The following is a 20,078-nucleotide window of genomic DNA, read 5'->3' on the forward strand; positions in this document are numbered from 1 at the left end:
TGGCCTGCGTCACAGCGCTGGTTTACACTGCGACACAGTATCGACAAAATCAGGGGAAGGGGATGTCTGAATTGCTGCTGGGCGTGAATATCGATCATATCGCAACGTTACGCAATGCGCGCGGGACGGCCTGGCCGGATCCGGTTCAAGCGGCTTTTATCGCCGAGCAAGCGGGGGCCGACGGCATTACCGTGCATCTGCGCGAAGATCGCCGGCATATCACCGATCGCGATGTCCATCTGCTGCGCAAGACGATTCAGACCCGAATGAATCTGGAAATGGCGGTGACGGAGGAGATGGTGGCTATTGCCTGTTCCCTGTCGCCGCATTTCTGTTGTCTGGTGCCGGAAAAGCGCCAGGAAGTCACCACCGAAGGCGGGCTGGATGTGGCCGGCCAGCGCGACAAACTTCGTCAGGCCGTGGCCCGTCTAAGCGATGCCGGGATCCAGGTCTCGTTGTTTATCGATGCCGATGAGCGTCAGATCGCGGCGGCGGCGGAAGTGGGCGCGCCCTACATTGAAATTCATACCGGCGCCTATGCCGATGCGGCCGATGAAGCATCGCGCGCCGCGGAGTTCGCTCGCATCAGTCATGGCGCGCAGTACGCCACGACGCTGGGCCTCAAGGTCAATGCCGGCCACGGTCTTGATTATCACAATGTGAAGCCCGTGGCCGCGCTGGCGCCTATGCACGAGCTGAATATCGGCCACGCGATTATCAGCCGGGCCGTGATTGGCGGTCTGGCGGAAGCGGTAAGCGACATGAAACGCCTGATGCGCGAAGCGCGCGGCTGATGGCGATTGTCGGCATTGGTACCGATATCGTCGAGATTGGACGTATCGAGGCGGTGGTTTCCCGCAGCGGCGATCGGCTTGCGCGCCGTATCCTCAGCCCCGATGAATGGTTGCAATATCAGCAGCACAATCAGCCGGTACGCTTCCTCGCCAAACGCTTCGCGGTAAAAGAGGCGGCGTCGAAGGCGCTTGGCACCGGTATTCGTGACGGGCTGGCTTTTGCGCAGTTTGAGGTCTGCAATGATGCGTTGGGTAAACCTTCGTTACGGTTGTTTGCCCAGGCGGCGGAGCTGGCCAGCCAATTAGGCGTCACCGGCATGTACGTCACGTTGGCCGATGAGCGGCATTACGCCTGCGCCACGGTCATCTTTGAACGCTGACGCCGCGCGGCGGCGGCCCTAGGGCTAAAGCCTATCGGCGTGGTGCAGCAGCACAAACTTTTCCCACAGCGCATCGCTATTTTCCACACGCTGCGGATCGGCAATGATCGTGTGATCGATAGGGCATACCTGCTGGCAGGTGGGCCGATCATAGTGACCGATACACTCCGTACAGCGGTCGGCATCGATTTGATAATACTCCGCGCCCATACTGATGGCCTGGTTCGGGCACTCCGGTTCGCACATGTCGCAATTGATGCAGCGTTTAGTAATAAGTAAAGCCATTTCAGGGTATTACCATGGTAACCATACAAAACTTCAAGGTGTGGCGTTGTCTTATTCTGTCTCGACGGCCTAAGTTAATCGCGCGTCGTCAACGCCGATAAGCGTCGTTGGGCAACACGACAGCGTTTTCTTTACGCAGGCATGGCGATGAAGCCCGCTTCCGCGCCTTGGCCGATAAGGTTTGAGAATGCCGCGCACTGTAACACATAAACCGGACGGGCCCAATGATGGCGATGATTACGCCTTGGTTACAAGTCAGTCGCTCCCGTCGTCGGTCAGTTTGAATGGACATAAAAGGGTGGGCTTTGACACCTCACGTCACCGACCGAAGAAAGGGCGCGGTTTGGCCACCTCAACCCCGTTGTCTTATCGCTAGGTTTTAATCGAGGCGACAGGACAAAGGCGTGGCCGTTTCGGCGCTCCCCACCGCCGTAGAGATTTCAGCACAGGTGACCGGCAGACCCCGCTCAGGCGGGCTGGCGCGGGCGAGCCGGCATTGCCGCGCCGCCAGGCGTTACCAGAAGAAATTCACGCCCTGCCGCAGGCGCTTTCTGGGGATATAGTGATTCAGGCCTGTGGCCTGGCAGTGATCGATCAGGGCGCTCAAGGAATTGATGCCGATTTTGCTGTAAATCGTACAGAGTCGATTTTCCACCGTCCGGTGCGACAAGGTTAACGCCGCGGCAATTTCCTTTGCGCTAAGTTTCTGTATGGCGAAGAAAATGATATCCAGCTCTTTTTCGTTAAAGGTGTCGTCAGGGGGCGTGAGGCTGATAACCGATGGTTTCAACTGTTTGCAAAAATCCCACAATGACAGAAAGGTGAACCTTTTGGCGTAACAGAAGGTGCCCAACACACCTCCTTGAGAATCATAGACGGGGAATTTGGCGCAGTACCATGGCTCCAGCACCGCGCGGCGGGTAAAAAAAGACGTGGTAATGATTTCCGCGCCCTCAGGACTGGCCTGCGCTTTTCTGTCGTGCGCCTGATAATCGGCGGCAAATTCCGCCCAGGGGGTGGGGAATTCACCGTCAAGACGGCCCTCGAAGTCAAAATTGGCGGGAATATTGGCAAAGTCCTGCGCCGCCTCATTGATATAAACATAGCGGGAATCGTGACTTTTCAGCGCCCACGGCAGGGGGGCTTTTTCCATAAACGTTATGAGCGGTAGGTGGTCGAGCGTTTCCCGGGTAAGCGCTGTGGACAATCCGTTGTCGTTTTGCTCCATGAGGGGGCCTCCTCGGCAATCGTTAGCCTGATGCGGTAATATGAAACACTTGGCAAGAGTAACGGTTACACAAATGCCAAGACGGATAAAGAGTACTGTTCCCTTACTTCAAAGGGTAACCCTATTCACTCATAAAAAGAGGTTCAAGCCTTGTCCGGCGGCCTCTGGCGTGATGATCCTCGCAGCGGCTTTCCCCTCCCGGCGCGATAATGAACTGACATAAAACCGTCATATAACGGGCTTAACATTGCCAAAAGCTGTCCGTCTCCCCTTGATTGAGAAGGAATTCCTCATGTCTTCGTTACGCATCTCCGCGCTGGTGTGTGCGCTCATACTGCCTTACGCCGCGTTAGCACAACGCCCGGCGCAGGCCCCCCTGCCGCAGACCTTGGAGGCGACGACCCTCGCCAATAGCCAGCCTGCGTTTTCGGCGCTGGACTCGAATATCGTGCAACATCTGCGCCACGCCCTCGCGGGCAACGGCGGCAAACTGGACCGCGCCAGTCTCGATGACGCCGATCAAACGCCGCAGCAGGCCGATAAAGCCTGGCTGCGTCAGAGCGGCTATGATTTTGCCTATCCCGCCAATCAACAGGCGGGTATCACGCTACTCGAGACGTTTAACTCGCTATCTCCCACCCTCCAGCAGGAGAGCCTGGCGCGAGTGACGAGCATCAATCAAAACGCGACCCGTGGCTTGCGCCAGCAGGCATTGGTGGATGCGGAAGGCATTCCCTATCTCTATTTTTTGGCGGACGCCCTTGGCCCTCGGCTGGGGAACGCTTTTATTAACGCCTATGATAAGGGCGAGTTGGGCAAGGCGGCTGCATTGATTAAAGCCAGCGAAGTCAGCACCTCGGCGGCGAAAAAACATTTCAATTATCCGCGGCCGTTTTTACCTCCCGGTAATCGCATTCTGCCGGTACCGGATGATATCGTGGTGCAGGATAACCATCCCTACACCGCCGACGGCGGCGCGTTTCCTAGCGGGCATACCAACACCGGGTATACCGATGCGTTATTATTGGCGGAAATGATACCTGAACGCTTTGTCCCATTGGTGGATCGCGGCGCAAAATATGGCTATTCCCGCCTGGTGCTGGGCGTGCATTACCCGCTGGACGTCATCGGCTCGCGGATGGTGGCGGAGCGTAATGTCGCGCATTATCTCAACGACCCGGCGTACCGTCGGCTTTTTGAACAGGCCAAACTTCAATTGCGCAGCGCGTTAGAAAAAGAGTGCGGCACCACAATTGCCCAATGTGCCCAGACCGGCCAGGAAGGCGACCCTTATGCCCAGAGCGGTATGACGGCATTTTATCGCTATACCATGACCTATCAATTGCCGCGCGCTAGCGTGACCCGCGCTCAGGCGGTCACCGTGCCGGCCGGGGCCGAGGTGCTGCTGGCGTTTCCGCTGCCCGAACTTAGCGCCAGCCAGCGGCGGGCGTTGATGGTGCGCACGATGATTGACGATGGTTATCCGCTCTCGGGCGGCCAGGGGGAGCAAAATTTCTGGCAGCGGTTGAATCTGCATGAGGCCGTGCTGCGGGCCCATGCCGGCTAGGCAACCTCAGACCAGCTTCTTGACCAGCTCTTCACTATGGCGGATGCGGTCTGGGGCGTGTTCAAGATCCTGTTGTACCAGCCCCATAAACAGTAGGTCGGTTAACGCCTGTTGCGCGATATTCGAGGAGATGGCCCCGCTACGCTGGGCCTGCTGCTCTGAGACGGTATACAGCGTCAAATCGGCATAGTGTTGCAGCTCATTGGGCGCGAAATTGGTGACCGCCATGACCCGCGCCCCCGCCCGCAGCGCCTCCTGCGCCGCCAGATTGATCTCCCGCCGCGTGCCGCTAAAAGAGATAGCGAACAGCAGATCGTCCGGACCCAGCGCCTGCACCGTCGCCAGCAATACGTGCATGTCGTTTTCCGCCACCGCCGCCATGCCGATTTTCATCAGCTTGTAAGAGAAATCGCGCGCCACCAGGCCCGATGCGCCGATGCCGACAATAATAATTCGCTTCGAGCGTTGCAGTATCTCCACGCCCTGGCGCAATTTGTCTTCGCTATTGATATCCAGCGTGCCGCGCAGGGCGGCCACTTTTTCCGCCAGCAGCTTTTCGCCTACGGTTTTGATGGGATCATCACTGAGTATTTGGTTATGTACCGGTATGGAGGGCGGATCCTGGCGATTGACCAGCGCTTCGCTCAGGGCAAGTTTTAGCGCGGTAAACCCTTTATAACCCAGCTTCTGAGCAAATTTCACCACGCTTGACTGGCTGACGCCGGTCATTTCCGCCACGCGCTGCGAACTAAGATGGCGCGCTTCTTCGGTATGATGCAGTAAAAAATCCGCCAATTTCTGGTCATTGCGCGATAGCGATCGGTATAACTGGCGTATCCGTAATAAACTGCTCATGCACTGTTCTCCGGCGTTACGCCGTCGTAGCGGAACGAGGGGAAGGCTCCCCGGGATCGGGCGGCGAGATTTCCCTCGCCTACAAGAATTATCTATTCGATAATAGTTTTTATTATTTGAATTAAAAATTCAACGGTGACTGTATGAATTTAGGGGCGCTCGTATCGGAAACACGCCATCCGGACTCGATGGCTTTGGATACCTTATCAACGCTTGAGATGGTGAGGCTGTTTAATCAACAGGACAAGCTGGTGCCGGAGGCCATTGCGTCCGAGCTGCCGGCGGTGGCAGCCGCTATCGATCGGGCGGCGCAGGCGCTCGGGGCCGGCGGGCGGCTTATCTATCTGGGGGCCGGCACCAGCGGCAGGCTGGGGGTGCTGGATGCGTCGGAATGCCCGCCGACCTTCGGCGTGCCGCCAGACAAAGTGATCGGCCTCATCGCCGGCGGTCCCGGCGCGCTGCTCAAAGCGGTGGAGGGGGCGGAGGACGATATGGCGCTGGGAGAACGCGACCTCCGACACCTCCAGCTCACCCCCGCCGATGTCGTCGTGGGGCTCGCGGCGTCGGGCCGAACCCCGTACGTGCTGGGCGCATTGCGCTATGCCCGCACGCTGGGCTGCGCCACCGTCGCGGTTTCCTGTAATCCGGATTCGCCGATCGCCCAGGCGGCGGATATTGCGATATCACCGGTGGTGGGGCCAGAAGTGCTGACCGGTTCGACGCGCATGAAATCCGGCACCGCGCAGAAACTGGTGCTGAATATGATCTCCACCGGCGCCATGGTGAAACTGGGCAAGGTTTATCAAAACCTGATGGTGGATGTAAAGGCCACCAATGTGAAGCTGCGCGACCGCGCCTGCCGCATTGTTTGCGAGGCCTGCGGCGTCGACGCCGACCGGGCAAAGGCGGCCCTGGCGCAGACCGACTATGACGTTAAACCGGCTATTCTCATGCTGCTAAGCGGTAAAAGCGCCGCCGAGGCGCAAGCGGCGCTGAGAGCGCACGACGGCTTTTTGCGGGCGGCGTTGGCGGACGAGCGCACATAACACGGGCCGGCGAGCGGCACATTGGGCAAAGCCGTCTTTGACCAGCGCCAAGGCGACGCCCAACCGCCCGCTATCCGCCCGTCGGCCTAACGGACGCCTGGGGCGCGCCGGCACAACGCGGTGCGCCATCATTAACGGCACGGGAGCCCCAGAATGCATCAGAGCGACAGCGTGGCGGCAGCGCTGCTGTCCGGCCTTGGCGGGCCGGACAATGTGCTAAAGCTGGAGAACTGCATGACCCGGGTGCGGGTCGAAGTGGTTGATGACCGACGCGTGGACATCGACGCCATCAAACGTGTGGCGGGCGTTAAAGGCTACATTATGCAGGGCCGGCAGCATCAGCTTATCGCTGGGCCGGGCGCCGCGGCGAAGATCGTCGACGCCATGCGCCGCCTACTGCCGAGTGCGCCGGGCGAGTCCCCCGTCATCGGTTCGGCGCACGGCGCGGCGCAAACCCGGGACCGCGTCAAGGCGCGCTATGCGACGCCCGTCAGCGGCGCTTTGCGCCAGTTGGCCAACGTGTTTATTCCGCTCATCCCGGCGTTTATCGCCTCCGGTCTTATCACGGGACTGATCAATTTGCTTACGCGTGCGGACGTCAGCGGCGATATAGCGCGGTCCTATCCTAATGTGCTCGGGCTGCTGGCGCTGTTTGGCAGTGCGGTATTCGCCATCATGAACATTTTGGTGGGGGTAAACGCGGCGCGGGTGTTCGGCGGTTCACAGGCCATGGGCGGGGTGATGGCCGCGATTTTGAGCAGCCCCGGTTTAGCGCAAATCCGGCTTTTCGACGAGCCGCTACAGCCCGGCCGGGGCGGGGTGATCGCCGTGTTGCTGGTGGTTGCCCTGATGTGCTGGGTGGAAAAAGCGTTGCGGCGCCATTTACCGGAGTCGATAGAGCTGATAGTTAATCCGCTTCTGACTACACTGATAACTGCGTCGCTGGCGATAGTCGTGCTGCAACCGCTCGGCGGGGCGGTATCCGACGCTATTGCCCACGGGGTGAATGTCGCAATTGATCGCGGTGGCGTGGCGGTCGGCGCTTTACTGGCGGGAAGTTTTTTGCCGCTGGTGCTGACCGGCCTGCATCAAGGGATGGTGCCGCTGCATGTGGAACTCATTCAATCCCACGGCGTCAACCCTCTGCTGCCGATCCTGGCCATGGCCGGGGTGGGGCAGATGGGCGCGTCCTTTGCCGTGCTGGTGAAAACCCGTAGCGCCCGGCTGAAAAAGGTGGTCAGGGCCGCCTTGCCGGTGGGGTTGCTCGGTATCGGCGAGCCGCTGATTTTCGGCGTTACGCTACCTCTTGGTCGGCCGTTTGTTGCCGCCTGCCTCGGCGGTGCGGTGGGCGGCGCGGTGATAAGTTATCTTAAAGTGGCGACGCTTATCACTTTTGGTCTGTCGGGATTGCCGCTGGCGCTGACCATCGTCACCGGTAAAGTCGCCGCCTATTTAGCCGGATGGGCGGCCGCCATCGCGGCGGGATTTATTTTTACATGGCTGATAGGATTCAACGATCCAGAGGAGTAGCTTTTGATTAACCCAACCGCCCAGCGCGTCGTATTTTTTGATTTGGACGGCACGCTGCATCAACAGGATATGTTCGGCTGCTTCCTGCGCTATCTGCTTGCGCATCTGCCGCTGAATATCGTGCTGGTGATCCCCGTTCTGCCGGTGGTGGCTCTTGGACTGCTGGTAAAGGGCCGCTCGGCCCGCTGGCCGATGAGCCTGCTGCTCTGGTCGATTACCTTCGGCCACAGCGAGGCCAAGCTGCAGGCGCTACAGGCGGCGTTTGCGGCGGTCTTCCGTCAGCGCGTGCGGCGTTTTCCGCGGGTATTGGCGCGCCTCGACGACTACCTCGCCAGCCAGGATGCCCAGGTGTGGCTTATTACCGGCTCGCCGGAGTCGCTGGTGGAAAAAGTTTACCACGATGCGGTCTTCTTGCCCCAGGTGCGGCTTATCGGCAGCCGTATGCATCGGCGCTACGGCGGCTGGGTGCTGACCCTGCGCTGTCTGGGCCATGAAAAAGTGGCGCAGTTGGAGCGCGAGCTGGGCATCCCGTTGAAATTGTATAGCGGTTACAGCGACAGCGTTCACGACAGTCCGCTGCTTTATTTTTGCGAATATCGCTGGCGGGTCACCCATGACGGTCAACTTAAGCGGCTGGATTGAGCGCCCCTTCCTAACCCGCGGCCTGGCCGGTATAATCCGCCGCGGTTGTCAGCCGGGGGAGCGGTCATGAGCGAGCATTGCAGCGATGAATTTTGGATGCGTCACGCCCTGATGCTGGCGGGGCGCGCGCAAGCCGAGGGCGAAGTGCCGGTCGGCGCGGTGTTGGTGTTGAACGACGAGATTATCGGCGAGGGCTGGAACCGCTCCATCGGTCATCATGATCCCACCGCCCACGCCGAAATCATGGCGCTGCGCCAGGGGGGGCGGCGGGTGGGTAATTACCGGTTGCTGAACGCGGCAATGTACGTGACGCTGGAACCGTGCGTGATGTGCGCGGGGGCGATGATCCACGCCCGCATCGGCCGTTTGATTTTTGGCGCGCCTGACGAAAAAACCGGCGCGGCGGGATCGCTGCTGGATGTGCTCGGCCATCCGGGGATGAACCACCGAATTATACTCACCGGCGGCGTGCTGGCGCAGGCGTGTTCAGCTCAGCTCAGCGCTTTCTTTCGCCATCGTCGGGCGCAGCACAGGGCACACCGCCTGGGGCTGCAACCGCCGCTGCCCGACGACCCCTCCTGACACCACCGCGGGCGCAGCACAGAACACCCCGCCTGGGGCTTGCCGCTGCCCGACGAACGCGCCTGACACCACCGCGGGCGCACACCGGACACAACGGAAAGCGCCGTGTTAAGGGTGGGCACCCGTGCCGGCCGGCGTTAGCGTCTGTAGATCCTCCGGCGTGACCACCGGGTAGGCATTGGCGGGATCGGCGTTCCAGGCCGCCAATTGCGCCGCCTTTTTCTCTTTTTCCTGCAAATACCCCACCAGACTGATTTCATAGCGGCGGATATTTTCCACGTAGTTATACGCCTGCTGGCCGCGGGCGTAACCGTACAGCGTTTGTTTGTAATAGCGCGGCTGGCTGAGCATCGGCAGCCGCAGCTTCACGTCGACCCAACTGTCGGGGTTGCCCTGCTGCTTCGCCGTCAGGGCGCGCGCATCCAGCATATGGGCATAGCCCATATTATAGGCCGCCAGGGCAAACCAAATCTTTTCATCTTCCGGGATGGAATCCGGCACCCGCTGCATCATGCGCGACAAATAAAGCGCGCCGCCGCGCACGCTTTGCTCGGCGTTGGTTCGATCGCCTATTCCCAGACTGTCGGCGGTGGGGCGGGTAAGCATCATCAGCCCGCGTACCCCGGTGGCCGACGTGGCTAGCGGATCCCAATGGGATTCTTGATAGGAAATGGCCGCCAGCAACTTCCAATCGATATCGCGGGCATAGCGTTGAAACAGCGGTTGCAGCGCGGGCAAAATCGCATCAATTGCGTTAAGGAAGGTTTTGGTATCCACATAATCGAACCCGCCAACGTGGCCGAGATACTTTTCCTCCAGCCGCGCCATGATGCCGTTGTCGTTTAACTGGCTGAAGAAGTCCAGCAGCGCGGCCGATAGCCCCTCGCTATCGCTGCGCCGAAGATACCAGGTAACCGGTTCTTCCTCGGTAATATCAAACGCCACCGCCAGCTGCGGATGCACTCGCTGCAGCAGCCCGACGGTGGCGGAGTCGGCCAGCGTATAATCCAGCTTACCCTCCGCCACTTTTTCCAGCAGCGACCGGCTGCTTAAATCCGATGAAACTTCCCAGGATAACTGCGGATATTGCTTCTTTTGCAACTGCCGGAGCTGGGAAATTTGCGCCGACCCCGAAGCGACCGCCAGTCGCCCCCGGAGATCCCCCAAATTTTTCGGCCGCGGCTGGCCCAGGCGGTACACCAATTGCTGCGATACCGAATAGTAGGACGGACCAACGGTGAATCTGTTCAGCCGCTCAGTGTTGTAAATCAAGCTAGCGGCCAGAAGATCGGCGTTGTCATTATCCAAGTCGTCAAATAGCTGATTCAGATTGCTGCGAACGCGCACCTTCAGTTTGACGCCGAGGTAATCGGCGAAGCGTTGCGCCAGATCGTAATCGAAACCCGCCGGTTGATTATTGACGCGATAATAGCTCAGCGGCGCGTCCAGAGTGCTGATACGAAGTTCGCCGCGCGCTTTAATGGCCGCCAGGCTATCCTGATGGGCGTTTCGCCAGGGGACGGTAGTCCAGAGTGCCCAGGTGAGCAAAATGGCGATAAGGCCGATAATAAAGTAATTTAATTTGAAGCGCTTCAAAGCGTTATCTCATGCCGGAGGCAGGCCTCGCTGTCGTTAACGGCAGTATTATTATGGTTTTTTCTCCGAACAGGAGGGCATTTTGCGCAACAAAGCGCCAACGTGCAACAAGATTGATGCATGCGCTCAGGTGCTCAGGGGGTCAATAAGGATGAAAGAATAACTGCGCAAACGGTTTCGTCCGCAGCCGGGATTCTCTATAATGACGCGCGTTTTCCCCTGTTGTTGCGCCCCATGAATGGTCGAGCCACACACCCGCGGCCGGCGGTTCAAAACGAGAGATCTGTTACTATGGAAATATTGCGCGGTTCCCCCGCTCTGTCCGCATTTCGCATTAATAAGCTGCTGGTCCGCTGTCAGGACGCCCGTCTGCCGGTCGACGATATCTATGCCGAATACATCCATTTCGCCGATGTCAGCGCGGCGCTCGACGAGGATGCGTTAAATCGGCTGCAGCGACTATTGCAATACGGGCCTTCTCTCGCCGAACATCAGCCGCAGGGGCGGCTATTGCTGGTGACGCCGCGACCCGGCACGCGGTCTCCCTGGTCGTCGAAGGCGACAGATATTGCCCACAACTGCGCCTTGCCCCAGGTCACGCGTCTGGAGCGTGGTCTGGCCTACTATATTCAGGCGCCGCGGCTGAGTGAGCCCCAGTGGCGCCAGCTCGCCGCCCTGTTGCACGATCGGATGATGGAAACGGTGTTTACCCGTCTGGAGGAGGCGCAGGCGTTATTTGCTCAGCACGCGCCGGCGCCGGTGACGCTGGTGGACGTGATGGGCGAAGGGCGCGGCGCGCTGGAGGCGGCCAATTTGGCGCTGGGTCTGGCGCTGGCGCAGGACGAAATCGATTATCTCTTCGCGGCCTTCACCCGTTTGGGGCGTAACCCCAGCGATGTCGAGCTGTACATGTTCGCGCAGGCCAACTCAGAGCATTGCCGGCACAAGATTTTCAACGCCGACTGGGTTATCGACGGCCAGCCGCAGACCAAGTCGCTGTTCAAAATGATCAAAAACACCTACGAGCAGACGCCCGAGTTTGTGTTGTCCGCCTATAAAGACAACGCCGCGGTGATGGAAGGATCGGCGGTGGGGCGTTTCTTTCCCGATGCGCAGGCGGGGCGCTATGACTACCATCAGGAAGCGGCGCACATTTTGATGAAGGTCGAAACCCATAACCACCCGACCGCCATCTCGCCCTGGCCCGGCGCGGCGACCGGCTCCGGCGGCGAAATCCGCGATGAAGGCGCTACCGGCCGAGGCGCCAAGCCGAAAGCCGGTCTGGTCGGTTTTTCGGTCTCCAATTTACGCATCCCGGGCTTTGAGCAGCCGTGGGAAGAAGACTTCGGCCGCCCGGAGCGCATCGTCAGCGCGCTGGATATCATGACCGACGGGCCGCTCGGAGGCGCCGCGTTCAACAACGAATTCGGCCGCCCAGCGCTGACCGGCTATTTCCGCACCTATGAGGAGCGCGTCGATAGCCACAACGGCGTGGAGCTGCGGGGTTACCACAAGCCGGTGATGCTGGCCGGCGGCATCGGCAATATCCGCGCATCCCACGTGCAAAAAGGGGAAATCAGCGTGGGCGCCAAGCTGATTGTTCTGGGCGGACCGGCGATGAATATCGGCCTCGGCGGCGGCGCGGCGTCTTCGATGGCCTCCGGGCAGTCAGACGCCGACCTGGATTTCGCCTCGGTGCAGCGCGACAATCCGGAAATGGAACGCCGCTGCCAGGAAGTTATCGACCGTTGCTGGCAGCGGGGCGAGGAGAATCCGATTCTCTTTATTCATGACGTGGGCGCCGGCGGCTTGTCCAACGCGATGCCGGAGCTGGTCAGCGACGGCGGGCGCGGCGGCCGTTTCCAATTGCGCGCAATTCCCAATGACGAACCGGGCATGAGCCCGCTCGAAGTCTGGTGCAACGAATCCCAAGAGCGTTATGTCATGGCGGTCGCGCCGGAGCGGCTGGCGGAATTTGACGCTATCTGCCGCCGCGAGCGCGCGCCCTATGCGGTGATCGGCGAAGCAACGCAAGCGTTGCATCTCAGCCTGGACGACGACCATTTCGGCGACCGGCCGATTGATTTGCCGCTGGATGTGCTGCTCGGCAAAACGCCGAAAATGCTGCGTGACGCCGTCAGCCTACAGGCCGCGGGCCATGCGCTGAACCGCGACGGCATCACCCTTGCCGAGGCGGTTAACCGCGTGCTGCATCTACCGGCGGTGGCGGAAAAAACCTTCCTTATCACCATTGGCGATCGCAGCGTAACCGGCATGGTGGCGCGCGATCAGATGGTTGGACCCTGGCAGGTGCCGGTGGCGGACTGCGCCGTTACCACCGCCAGCCTGGACAGCTATTACGGCGAGGCGATGTCCCTTGGCGAGCGAGCGCCGGTGGCGCTATTGAATTTTGCCGCTTCCGCCCGCCTGGCGGTGGGCGAAGCGCTCACCAACCTGGCCGCGACGCACATCGGCGAGATCAAGCGGGTGAAACTTTCAGCCAACTGGATGGCGGCCGCGGGTCATCCCGGCGAAGACGCCGGCCTGTATCAGGCGGTGAAAGCCGTGGGTGAGGAGCTTTGCCCGGCGCTGGGGCTGACTATCCCGGTGGGCAAGGATTCCATGTCGATGAAAACGCGCTGGCAGCAGGGAGCGGAGCAGCGGGAAATGACCGCGCCGCTGTCGCTGGTTATCACCGCGTTCGCCCGGGTGGAAGATGTGCGTGCGACCGTGACGCCGCAATTACAGCCGGCGCGCGATAATGCGCTGCTGCTTATTGATTTGGGCGCCGGGCATCAGGCGCTGGGCGCTACCGCACTGGCGCAGGTTTACCGCCAGCTCGGGGACGAAACCGCCGACGTGCGCGATGCCGGGCAACTGGCCGGCTTCTTCCGCGTTATGCAACAGCTGGTGGCGCAAGGAACGCTGTTGGCCTACCACGATCGCGCCGACGGCGGTTTACTGGTTACCTTGGCGGAGATGGCGTTTGCCGGCCACTGCGGCATTGATGCCGATATCGGCACACTGGGGGAAGATACGCTGGCCGCCCTGTTTAATGAGGAATTGGGGGCGGTTATCCAGATTGACGCGGCCGACCGCGACGCGGTAACGGCCCTGTTCCGCCAGGAGGGGCTGGAGGCGTGTCTGCACTATCTGGGCACGGCCCAGCCCGGCGACCGCTTTATCCTGCGCGCCGGGGAGCGCCCGCTTTACAGCGAGAGCCGCACCACCCTGAGAACCTGGTGGGCGGAAACCAGCTGGCAGATGCAGCGGCTGCGCGACAATCCCGAAAGCGCCGATCAGGAACATGCGGCCCGTCAGGACGATAACGATCCGGGCCTGACGGTAGCGTTGAGTTTCGATCCTGCCGATGATATCGCCGCACCGTTTATCGCCAGGGGCGCGCGGCCGAAAGTTGCGGTACTGCGGGAGCAGGGCGTGAATTCTCATGTGGAGATGGCGGCCGCCTTCCACCGTGCGGGCTTTGAAGCTGTCGATGTGCATATGAGCGATCTGCTCGCCGGTGCGCGGACGTTGGACGATTTCCATACGCTGGTGGCCTGCGGCGGTTTCTCCTATGGCGATGTTTTGGGTGCGGGTGAAGGTTGGGCGAAGTCGATTTTGTTCAATTCGCGGGTGCGCGATGCGTTCGAGGCGTTCTTTCACCGGCCGCAGACCTTGGCGCTCGGGGTCTGCAACGGGTGTCAGATGATGTCCAATTTGCGTGAACTGATCCCCGGAGCGGAGTTGTGGCCGCGCTTTGTCCGCAATAAATCCGAACGATTTGAGGCGCGGTTCAGCCTGGTGGAGGTCACCCAGAGTCCGTCGCTGCTGTTGCAGGGTATGGTTGGCTCCCGTCTGCCTATCGCCGTCTCCCACGGCGAAGGTCTGGTGGAGCTGCGCGACGCGGCGCATTTGGCCGCGCTTGAGCATGCGGGCCTGGTGGCGCTGCGGTATGTGGACAACTACGGTAAGGTCACGGAGAATTATCCCGCCAACCCCAATGGCTCACCCAATGGCATCACTGCGGTGACCAACGCCAGCGGACGCGTCACGTTGACTATGCCGCATCCTGAACGGGTATTCCGTACCGTCAGTCACTCCTGGCATCCCGCGGAGTGGGGCGAAGACGGCCCTTGGATGCGGCTGTTCCGCAACGCGCGCAAGCAACTGGGCTAACGCGGCCTGACGAATCTGCGCCGGCGAGCGGCCGGCGTGGAGACATAGGCCTGGGGCGATGATGCTATTGCCCGGGCGGCGCCAATGGGCTATTTGGCTCGGGGCTTCGCCCATGCTCCTATGGGCTGTCGGGCTCGGGGCTTCGCCCATGGACTCCTATGGGCAGTAGGGTTCGGGGCTTCGACCATGGATTCCTATGGGCTGTAGGGCTCGGGGCTTCACCCATGGACACCTATGGGCAGTAGGGTTCGGGGCTTCGACCATGGATTCCTATGGGCTGTAGGGCTCGGGGCTTCGACCATGGGCTCCTATGGGCTGTCGTGCTCGGGGCTTCGCCCATAGACTCCAATGGGCAGTAGGGCTCGGGGCTTCGACCATGGGCCCCTATGGGCTGTCGTGCTCGGGGCTTCGCCCATGGACTCCAATGGGCTGTCGGGCTCGGGGCTTCACCCATGGACACCTATGGGCAGTAGGGTTCGGGGCTTGGCCCATGGATTCCTATGGGCTGTTGGGCTCGGGGCTTGGCCCAGGGGGTATATAGCCCCGGCAGCGGCTATTGGCCTGATGGCTTCCCTCTGTCGTTTTTTCCGCTAGGATGCTCGTCTCACTGTCGTTAAAAGGCGACATTTATCTTCATGTTTTTCAATAATTTTTATTAAATCGCCCATTTCTGTCTCCCGAGGGCGACATTTTTATTCGTTTTCCGTCTGGATTGCAGCTCTGCTTGGGCAACAGATAAATAAAAAATCATGTAAATCAACATATTATAAGTATTATTGGCGATGTGGCACGGTTTCTGCTATATCTAACTCAGTCGCTCATTCATCTCGATATGTCAGCGTCCTGAGGGAAGCTTATTTACGCTCCATATCTTCCGAATGATGCCAATGTACGGTGCCTACCGTCCAACGTAACCGTTAATCGTTGCTCCGGCGGCGTTAACAATCACAGGGCGACACGTTGAGTGAGGCACCCCCTAATTTTTACCCTTTAAGGCACTTGACCCACGGGCGAGTGCCTTTTTTGTTCTTTCCCTGCTGGTGACACTCGGCTAGCATCAAGGCCTGTCCGTAAATCCTTTGAGGACGATGACCGTGAACAAGTGGCGTCCGTTTCCCCGTTCGCTGCGTCAATTGGTGATCCTGGCGTTCAGCCTAGTGCTACTGCCGCTGCTGCTGCTGGCGTGGCAAGCCTGGCAGAGTCTGGATACCCTGAGCGAGCAGGCGGCGGAGATCAACCGTTCGACGCTGGCGGACGCCCGGCGCACCGAAAATATGACCAGTTTGGCGCTGGCAATGGAGCGCAGCTATCGCCAATATTGCGTTCTTGACGACCCAACGCTGGCGCGCTTGTACCAAAATCAGCGCCAGCAGTATCTCCAGACCCTAAGCGGTCGCGGCGATCTTTTGCCGGATCCGCGTTATCGTCAGCGCCTCGAAAGCCTGTTGGCCGCCCTTGACAAACTTCTTTGTGAAAACAGCGGTCCGGGCGGTCAGGCCTCGGCGCAGCTGGAGGCTTTTTCCCACGCCAACGGCGAATTGGTGCAGGCGACGCGCGAAAATATTTTTGCCCGCGGCCGCCAGTTGCAGCAGGCCATCGCAGAACAGGGGCGCTTTTTTGGCTGGTTGGCGCTGTTGCTGTTTTTGTTCAGTTTGGCGCTGGTATTCTTGTTCACCCGTATGATTATCGGCCCGGTGAAGCGGGTGGAAAATATGATCAACCGGCTGGGGGAGGGGCAAGCGCTGGCCGCGGATACGCCGTTTAGCGGGCCGCGTGAAATTCAGTCCCTGGCCCAGCGCATTATTTGGCTGAATGAGCGTCTGGCCTGGTTGGAATCCCAGCGCCACGAGTTTCTGCGCCATATTTCCCATGAATTAAAGACGCCGCTCGCCAGCCTGCGCGAAGGGGCTGAACTGCTGGCGGATGAAGTGGCGGGTCCGCTGAGCGCCGATCAGAAGGACGTGGTAGCGATCCTCGATAGCAGCAGCCGCCACTTGCAGCAACTCATTGAACAATTGCTGGATTATAATCGCCGGTTGGCGGATGGCCCTTCTGGAGCTGAGGAGATCGATCTGGCGGCGATGGTAGCGGGCGTCATCGCCGCCCACAGCCTGCCGGCGCGGGCCAAAGGTATACAGAACCACGTAACGCTTGAGGTGACCCATTGCCGGGCACAGCCGGCGCTTTTAAGCCGGGTGCTGGATAATCTGTATTCCAATGCGGTGCACTACGGCCAGGAATCCGGTAACATCTGGATCCGCAGCCGCCTCAGCGGGCAGCGTGTCCTGCTGGAGCTGGCCAATAGCGGGACGCCTATCGCTCAAACGGATCGGACGCTGATTTTCGAGCCGTTTTATCAAGGCAGCATCCAGCGTAAAGGCGCGGTGAAAGGCAGCGGACTGGGATTGAGCATCGCTCGGGATTGTATCCGCCGCATGCGCGGTGAACTCGATTTGGTGAGCGTGGATTACGCCGCGGTCTGCTTTCGCATTACCCTCCCCCAAACCGGCGAGAATGGTTAATACATGACTGGAGCAGCACGTTCATCGCGGCAGACCCCGCGTTACCTCTCTTGGCATTTGTCGGCCGTCTGCCGCCCGCGCGCCGCGCTGGTGGTGTTGCTGGCGCCGCTGCTGCTCTCCGCCTGCCAGCAGGACGGCGGCCGCCATCGGTTGCTCAGCGAGGTACCGGGATCCCACACCCATTTGGCGCCGGCAACGCTTGCACAAGTGTGCGATGACATCTGGCAGCGTGACGATGGGGTGGTGAACAAACCTGACTACTGGTTAAGCCTGATGGAATGTGCTCCGCGCATGACGCCGGCGCAGGCGCGCGCGGAAGCCTGGCGACATCAGGATGCAAGCTGGCAGGACAGTTTCCGCCAGAGCATTCTGCTGGACGCCGCCGATATCGACATGACCGAGCGGCGGCGGGCCTATCATCGCCTGCTAAGCTACCGCGACAACTTTCCGGCCGGCATCTACCCCCTGTTTACGCTATGGCGCCAGCATCAGGCTCTACGGCTGGTATTGGCCGATGAGCGCAGCCGCGCCCAGCGTCAGCAACAGGAAAGCGACAAGCAGATGCGTGCGCTGACGGCGCGCGAACAGCAGCTTAAACAGGAGCTGGCGGCTACCGCCCGCAAGCTGCAAAATCTGACCGATATCGAGCGGCGCCTATCATCGCGCAAATGGCAGACGCCGGACGATGACGGCCCGGCCGCCTCCGACGGCGGCAGCGGCAAACCGCCGTCCGAAGAACGGCAGACGCCGAAGGCGGGCGGCACAAGCGCTGCCGGCGGCGGCGCGAATGCCGCTCCTGCCGGCGCGGTACTCGGTGGCTCCGGCAACAAACCGCCGTCCGAAGAACGGCAGACGTCGAAGGATGACGGTACAAGCGCACTCGGCGGCGGCGCGAATGGCACTCCCGCCGGCGCGGCACTCGCTGCCCCCGGCGGCAAACCGCCTAGCGAACGACAGAGCGCGAAGGGTGACGGCACCAGCGCACCCGACGGCGGCGCGGCGGCCCCCCCTGCCGCGGCCGCCCGTCCGCCTGTTGCGGCGCCGGAGGCCGGGGAGCCACGCCAATGAGAACGCGCAAACACGCCAATTTATTGCTGGTGGATGATGATACCAGCCTGCTGAAGCTGCTGGGCATGAGGCTGACCAGCGAGGGGTTCACGGTCACGACCGCGGAAAACGGCCCAGAGGCGCTGCGGCAGCTGCTGCGCAATAAAATCGACTTGGTCATCAGCGATTTGCGCATGGACGAAATGGACGGTATCGCGCTGTTCAAGGCCATACAGCAGCAGCAGCCCGGCCTGCCGGTGATCATACTCACCGCCCACGGCTCGATCCCGGAAGCGGTGTCGGCGACCCAGGAAGGGGTGTTCAGTTTTCTGACCAAACCGGTGGATCGCGACGCGCTTTATCGCGCCATCGACGAAGCGCTGGCGTTGACCCAACCCGCCAGCGATGAACGCTGGCGGGAGGCCATCGTTACCCGCAGCCCGCTCATGCTGCGCCTGCTGGAGCAAGCGAAGATGGTCGCCCAGTCGGACGTCAGCATCCTGCTAAGCGGGCAGAGCGGCACCGGCAAAGAGATTTTGGCAAAAGCGATCCACGCCGCCAGCCCGCGCGCCCATGCCCCGTTCGTGGCAATAAACTGCGGTGCCTTACCGGAGCCGCTGCTGGAGTCCGAACTGTTCGGCCATGCCCGCGGCGCTTTCACCGGCGCGGTCAGTCAGCGTGAAGGGTTATTCCAGGCCGCCGACGGGGGGACGCTATTTCTTGATGAAATCGGCGATATGCCGCTGTCGTTGCAGGTCAAATTGCTGCGGGTACTGCAAGAGCGCAAGGTACGCCCGCTCGGCAGCGATCGCGATCGCGCTATCGATGTGCGCATTTTGTCCGCTACCCATCGCGATTTGCCGAAGGCGATGGCGGCGGGGGAGTTCCGCGAGGATCTCTATTATCGATTGAATGTCGTCAGCCTGAAACTGCCGCCCTTGCACGAACGGGCCGAGGATATCCCCCTGCTGGCGCAGCATTTATTACGTATGGCGGCGCAGCGCCATAAACCCTTCGTGCGCAGTTTTTCCGCCGATGCCATGAGACGACTGGTGGCCGCCGGCTGGCCCGGTAATGTACGCCAACTGGTGAACGTGATAGAACAGTGTGTGGCGTTAACCTCCACGCCGGTCATCGGTGATGCGCTGGTAGCGCAGGCGCTGGCGGATGATACCACGGTGATGCCGACCTTCGCCGAGGCGCGCCATCAATTCGAGTTGCGCTATTTACGCAAGCTATTGCAGATAACCCGCGGAAATGTGACGCAGGCCGCACGGATGGCTGGTCGCAACCGTACAGAATTTTATAAACTCTTGTCCCGCCACACGCTGGACCCGAATGATTTTAAACATTGATCGGCCCTCGTTTCCGATGATCGACGGCGAGCGCCGGTAATCGACCAAGTAGGTGAAGTAATGAAAAAAATTGATGCGATAATCAAACCCTTTAAATTGGATGACGTGCGCGAAGCGCTGGCCGAAGTCGGCATTACCGGGATGACGGTAACCGAGGTGAAAGGATTTGGCCGGCAAAAAGGGCATACTGAATTGTACCGCGGCGCGGAGTACATGGTGGATTTCCTGCCCAAGGTGAAAATTGAACTGGTGGTGCCGGATGATATCGTCGACAGCTGCGTCGACACTATTATGCATACCGCACAGACCGGCAAGATCGGCGACGGCAAAATTTTTGTCTTCGACGTCGCCCGCGTCGTGCGCATCCGTACCGGCGAGCAAGACGAAGAAGCCATCTGAGGCACGCTGCCGGCGGCCGAAGCCATTGGAACACCGACGCCGTTGCGCCGGCGCCCGAGGAGCGGCACAGG

At 60.4% G+C, this 20,078-nt stretch carries 16 protein-coding genes; 12 read left to right on the top strand and 4 right to left on the bottom strand.

The genetic code is table 11. The annotated features are described in order from the left end of the window. Positions 1 to 62: 62 nt before the first annotated feature. Positions 63 to 794, top strand: a complete 732-nt coding sequence (gene pdxJ, locus SANT_RS05515) for a pyridoxine 5'-phosphate synthase (protein WP_025421304.1) — start codon at positions 63 to 65, stop codon at positions 792 to 794. Next, a complete protein-coding gene (acpS, locus tag SANT_RS05520) occupies positions 794 to 1,174 on the top strand; it encodes a holo-ACP synthase (RefSeq protein WP_025246245.1) in 381 nt (126 codons plus the stop codon). The genes pdxJ and acpS overlap by 1 nt, the downstream gene beginning before the upstream one ends. A gap of 24 nt (positions 1,175 to 1,198) precedes the next feature. Here the strand turns inward: acpS and SANT_RS05525 are convergent, their stop codons facing one another. Beyond that, positions 1,199 to 1,459 (bottom strand): YfhL family 4Fe-4S dicluster ferredoxin, encoded by a 261-nt coding sequence (locus tag SANT_RS05525; protein WP_025421305.1) that lies wholly within the window; start codon positions 1,457 to 1,459, stop codon positions 1,199 to 1,201. Positions 1,460 to 1,973: 514 nt separating this feature from the next. Beyond that, positions 1,974 to 2,687 carry a helix-turn-helix transcriptional regulator gene (locus SANT_RS05530; protein WP_025421306.1) on the bottom strand — a complete coding sequence of 238 codons (714 nt, stop codon included), beginning with the start codon at positions 2,685 to 2,687 and terminating at the stop codon, positions 1,974 to 1,976. A gap of 292 nt (positions 2,688 to 2,979) precedes the next feature. Between SANT_RS05530 and SANT_RS05535 the strand changes: the two genes are divergently transcribed. Next, the gene (locus SANT_RS05535) at positions 2,980 to 4,254 is read left to right on the top strand and encodes an acid phosphatase (RefSeq protein ID WP_025421307.1); all 1,275 of its coding nucleotides are present in this window, start codon (positions 2,980 to 2,982) and stop codon (positions 4,252 to 4,254) included. A 6-nt stretch (positions 4,255 to 4,260) separates the two neighbouring features. Here SANT_RS05535 and SANT_RS05540 read toward each other — a convergent pair whose 3' ends face one another. Continuing rightward, complete coding sequence (locus tag SANT_RS05540; protein WP_025421308.1) at positions 4,261 to 5,109, bottom strand: MurR/RpiR family transcriptional regulator; 849 nt, start codon at positions 5,107 to 5,109, stop codon at positions 4,261 to 4,263. Positions 5,110 to 5,252: 143 nt separating this feature from the next. Between SANT_RS05540 and murQ the strand changes: the two genes are divergently transcribed. The 4 genes from murQ to tadA all read left to right on the top strand — a co-directional run bounded on the left by murQ (position 5,253) and on the right by tadA (position 8,909). Next, complete coding sequence (gene murQ / locus SANT_RS05545; protein ID WP_025421309.1) at positions 5,253 to 6,155, top strand: N-acetylmuramic acid 6-phosphate etherase; 903 nt, start codon at positions 5,253 to 5,255, stop codon at positions 6,153 to 6,155. Positions 6,156 to 6,308: 153 nt separating this feature from the next. Beyond that, positions 6,309 to 7,685, top strand: a complete 1,377-nt coding sequence (locus SANT_RS05550; RefSeq protein WP_025421310.1) for a PTS transporter subunit EIIC — start codon at positions 6,309 to 6,311, stop codon at positions 7,683 to 7,685. 3 nt (positions 7,686 to 7,688) lie between these two features. Continuing rightward, the gene (gene yfhb, locus SANT_RS05555) at positions 7,689 to 8,327 is read left to right on the top strand and encodes a phosphatidylglycerophosphatase C (RefSeq protein WP_025421311.1); all 639 of its coding nucleotides are present in this window, start codon (positions 7,689 to 7,691) and stop codon (positions 8,325 to 8,327) included. A 66-nt stretch (positions 8,328 to 8,393) separates the two neighbouring features. Continuing rightward, entirely contained in the window at positions 8,394 to 8,909 is a 516-nt protein-coding gene (tadA, locus tag SANT_RS05560) for a tRNA adenosine(34) deaminase TadA (RefSeq protein WP_025421312.1), read from the top strand. A 108-nt stretch (positions 8,910 to 9,017) separates the two neighbouring features. On the opposite strand, the gene mltF is transcribed toward tadA, so the two are convergent. Further along, positions 9,018 to 10,505 carry a membrane-bound lytic murein transglycosylase MltF gene (gene mltF, locus SANT_RS05565; protein ID WP_025421313.1) on the bottom strand — a complete coding sequence of 496 codons (1,488 nt, stop codon included), beginning with the start codon at positions 10,503 to 10,505 and terminating at the stop codon, positions 9,018 to 9,020. Between the two features lie 291 nt (positions 10,506 to 10,796). On the opposite strand from mltF, the gene purL reads away from it, so the two are divergent. The 5 genes from purL (at position 10,797) to glnB (ending at position 20,007) form a co-directional block, all read left to right on the top strand. After that, positions 10,797 to 14,684 carry a phosphoribosylformylglycinamidine synthase gene (gene purL, locus SANT_RS05570; RefSeq protein ID WP_025421314.1) on the top strand — a complete coding sequence of 1,296 codons (3,888 nt, stop codon included), beginning with the start codon at positions 10,797 to 10,799 and terminating at the stop codon, positions 14,682 to 14,684. 1,088 nt (positions 14,685 to 15,772) lie between these two features. Further along, positions 15,773 to 17,206, top strand: a complete 1,434-nt coding sequence (locus SANT_RS05575) for a sensor histidine kinase (RefSeq protein ID WP_025421315.1) — start codon at positions 15,773 to 15,775, stop codon at positions 17,204 to 17,206. 3 nt (positions 17,207 to 17,209) lie between these two features. Beyond that, a complete protein-coding gene (locus SANT_RS22865; protein WP_081730420.1) occupies positions 17,210 to 18,274 on the top strand; it encodes a hypothetical protein in 1,065 nt (354 codons plus the stop codon). Next, positions 18,271 to 19,608 (top strand): two-component system response regulator GlrR, encoded by a 1,338-nt coding sequence (gene glrR / locus SANT_RS05585; RefSeq protein ID WP_025421317.1) that lies wholly within the window; start codon positions 18,271 to 18,273, stop codon positions 19,606 to 19,608. The genes SANT_RS22865 and glrR overlap by 4 nt, the downstream gene beginning before the upstream one ends. A 60-nt stretch (positions 19,609 to 19,668) precedes the next feature. Next, a complete protein-coding gene (gene glnB / locus SANT_RS05590; protein WP_025246230.1) occupies positions 19,669 to 20,007 on the top strand; it encodes a nitrogen regulatory protein P-II in 339 nt (112 codons plus the stop codon). Positions 20,008 to 20,078: the final 71 nt, after the last annotated feature.

The organism is Sodalis praecaptivus, from assembly GCF_000517425.1.
GTDB classification, from domain to species: Bacteria; Pseudomonadota; Gammaproteobacteria; order Enterobacterales; family Enterobacteriaceae; genus Sodalis_A; species Sodalis_A praecaptivus.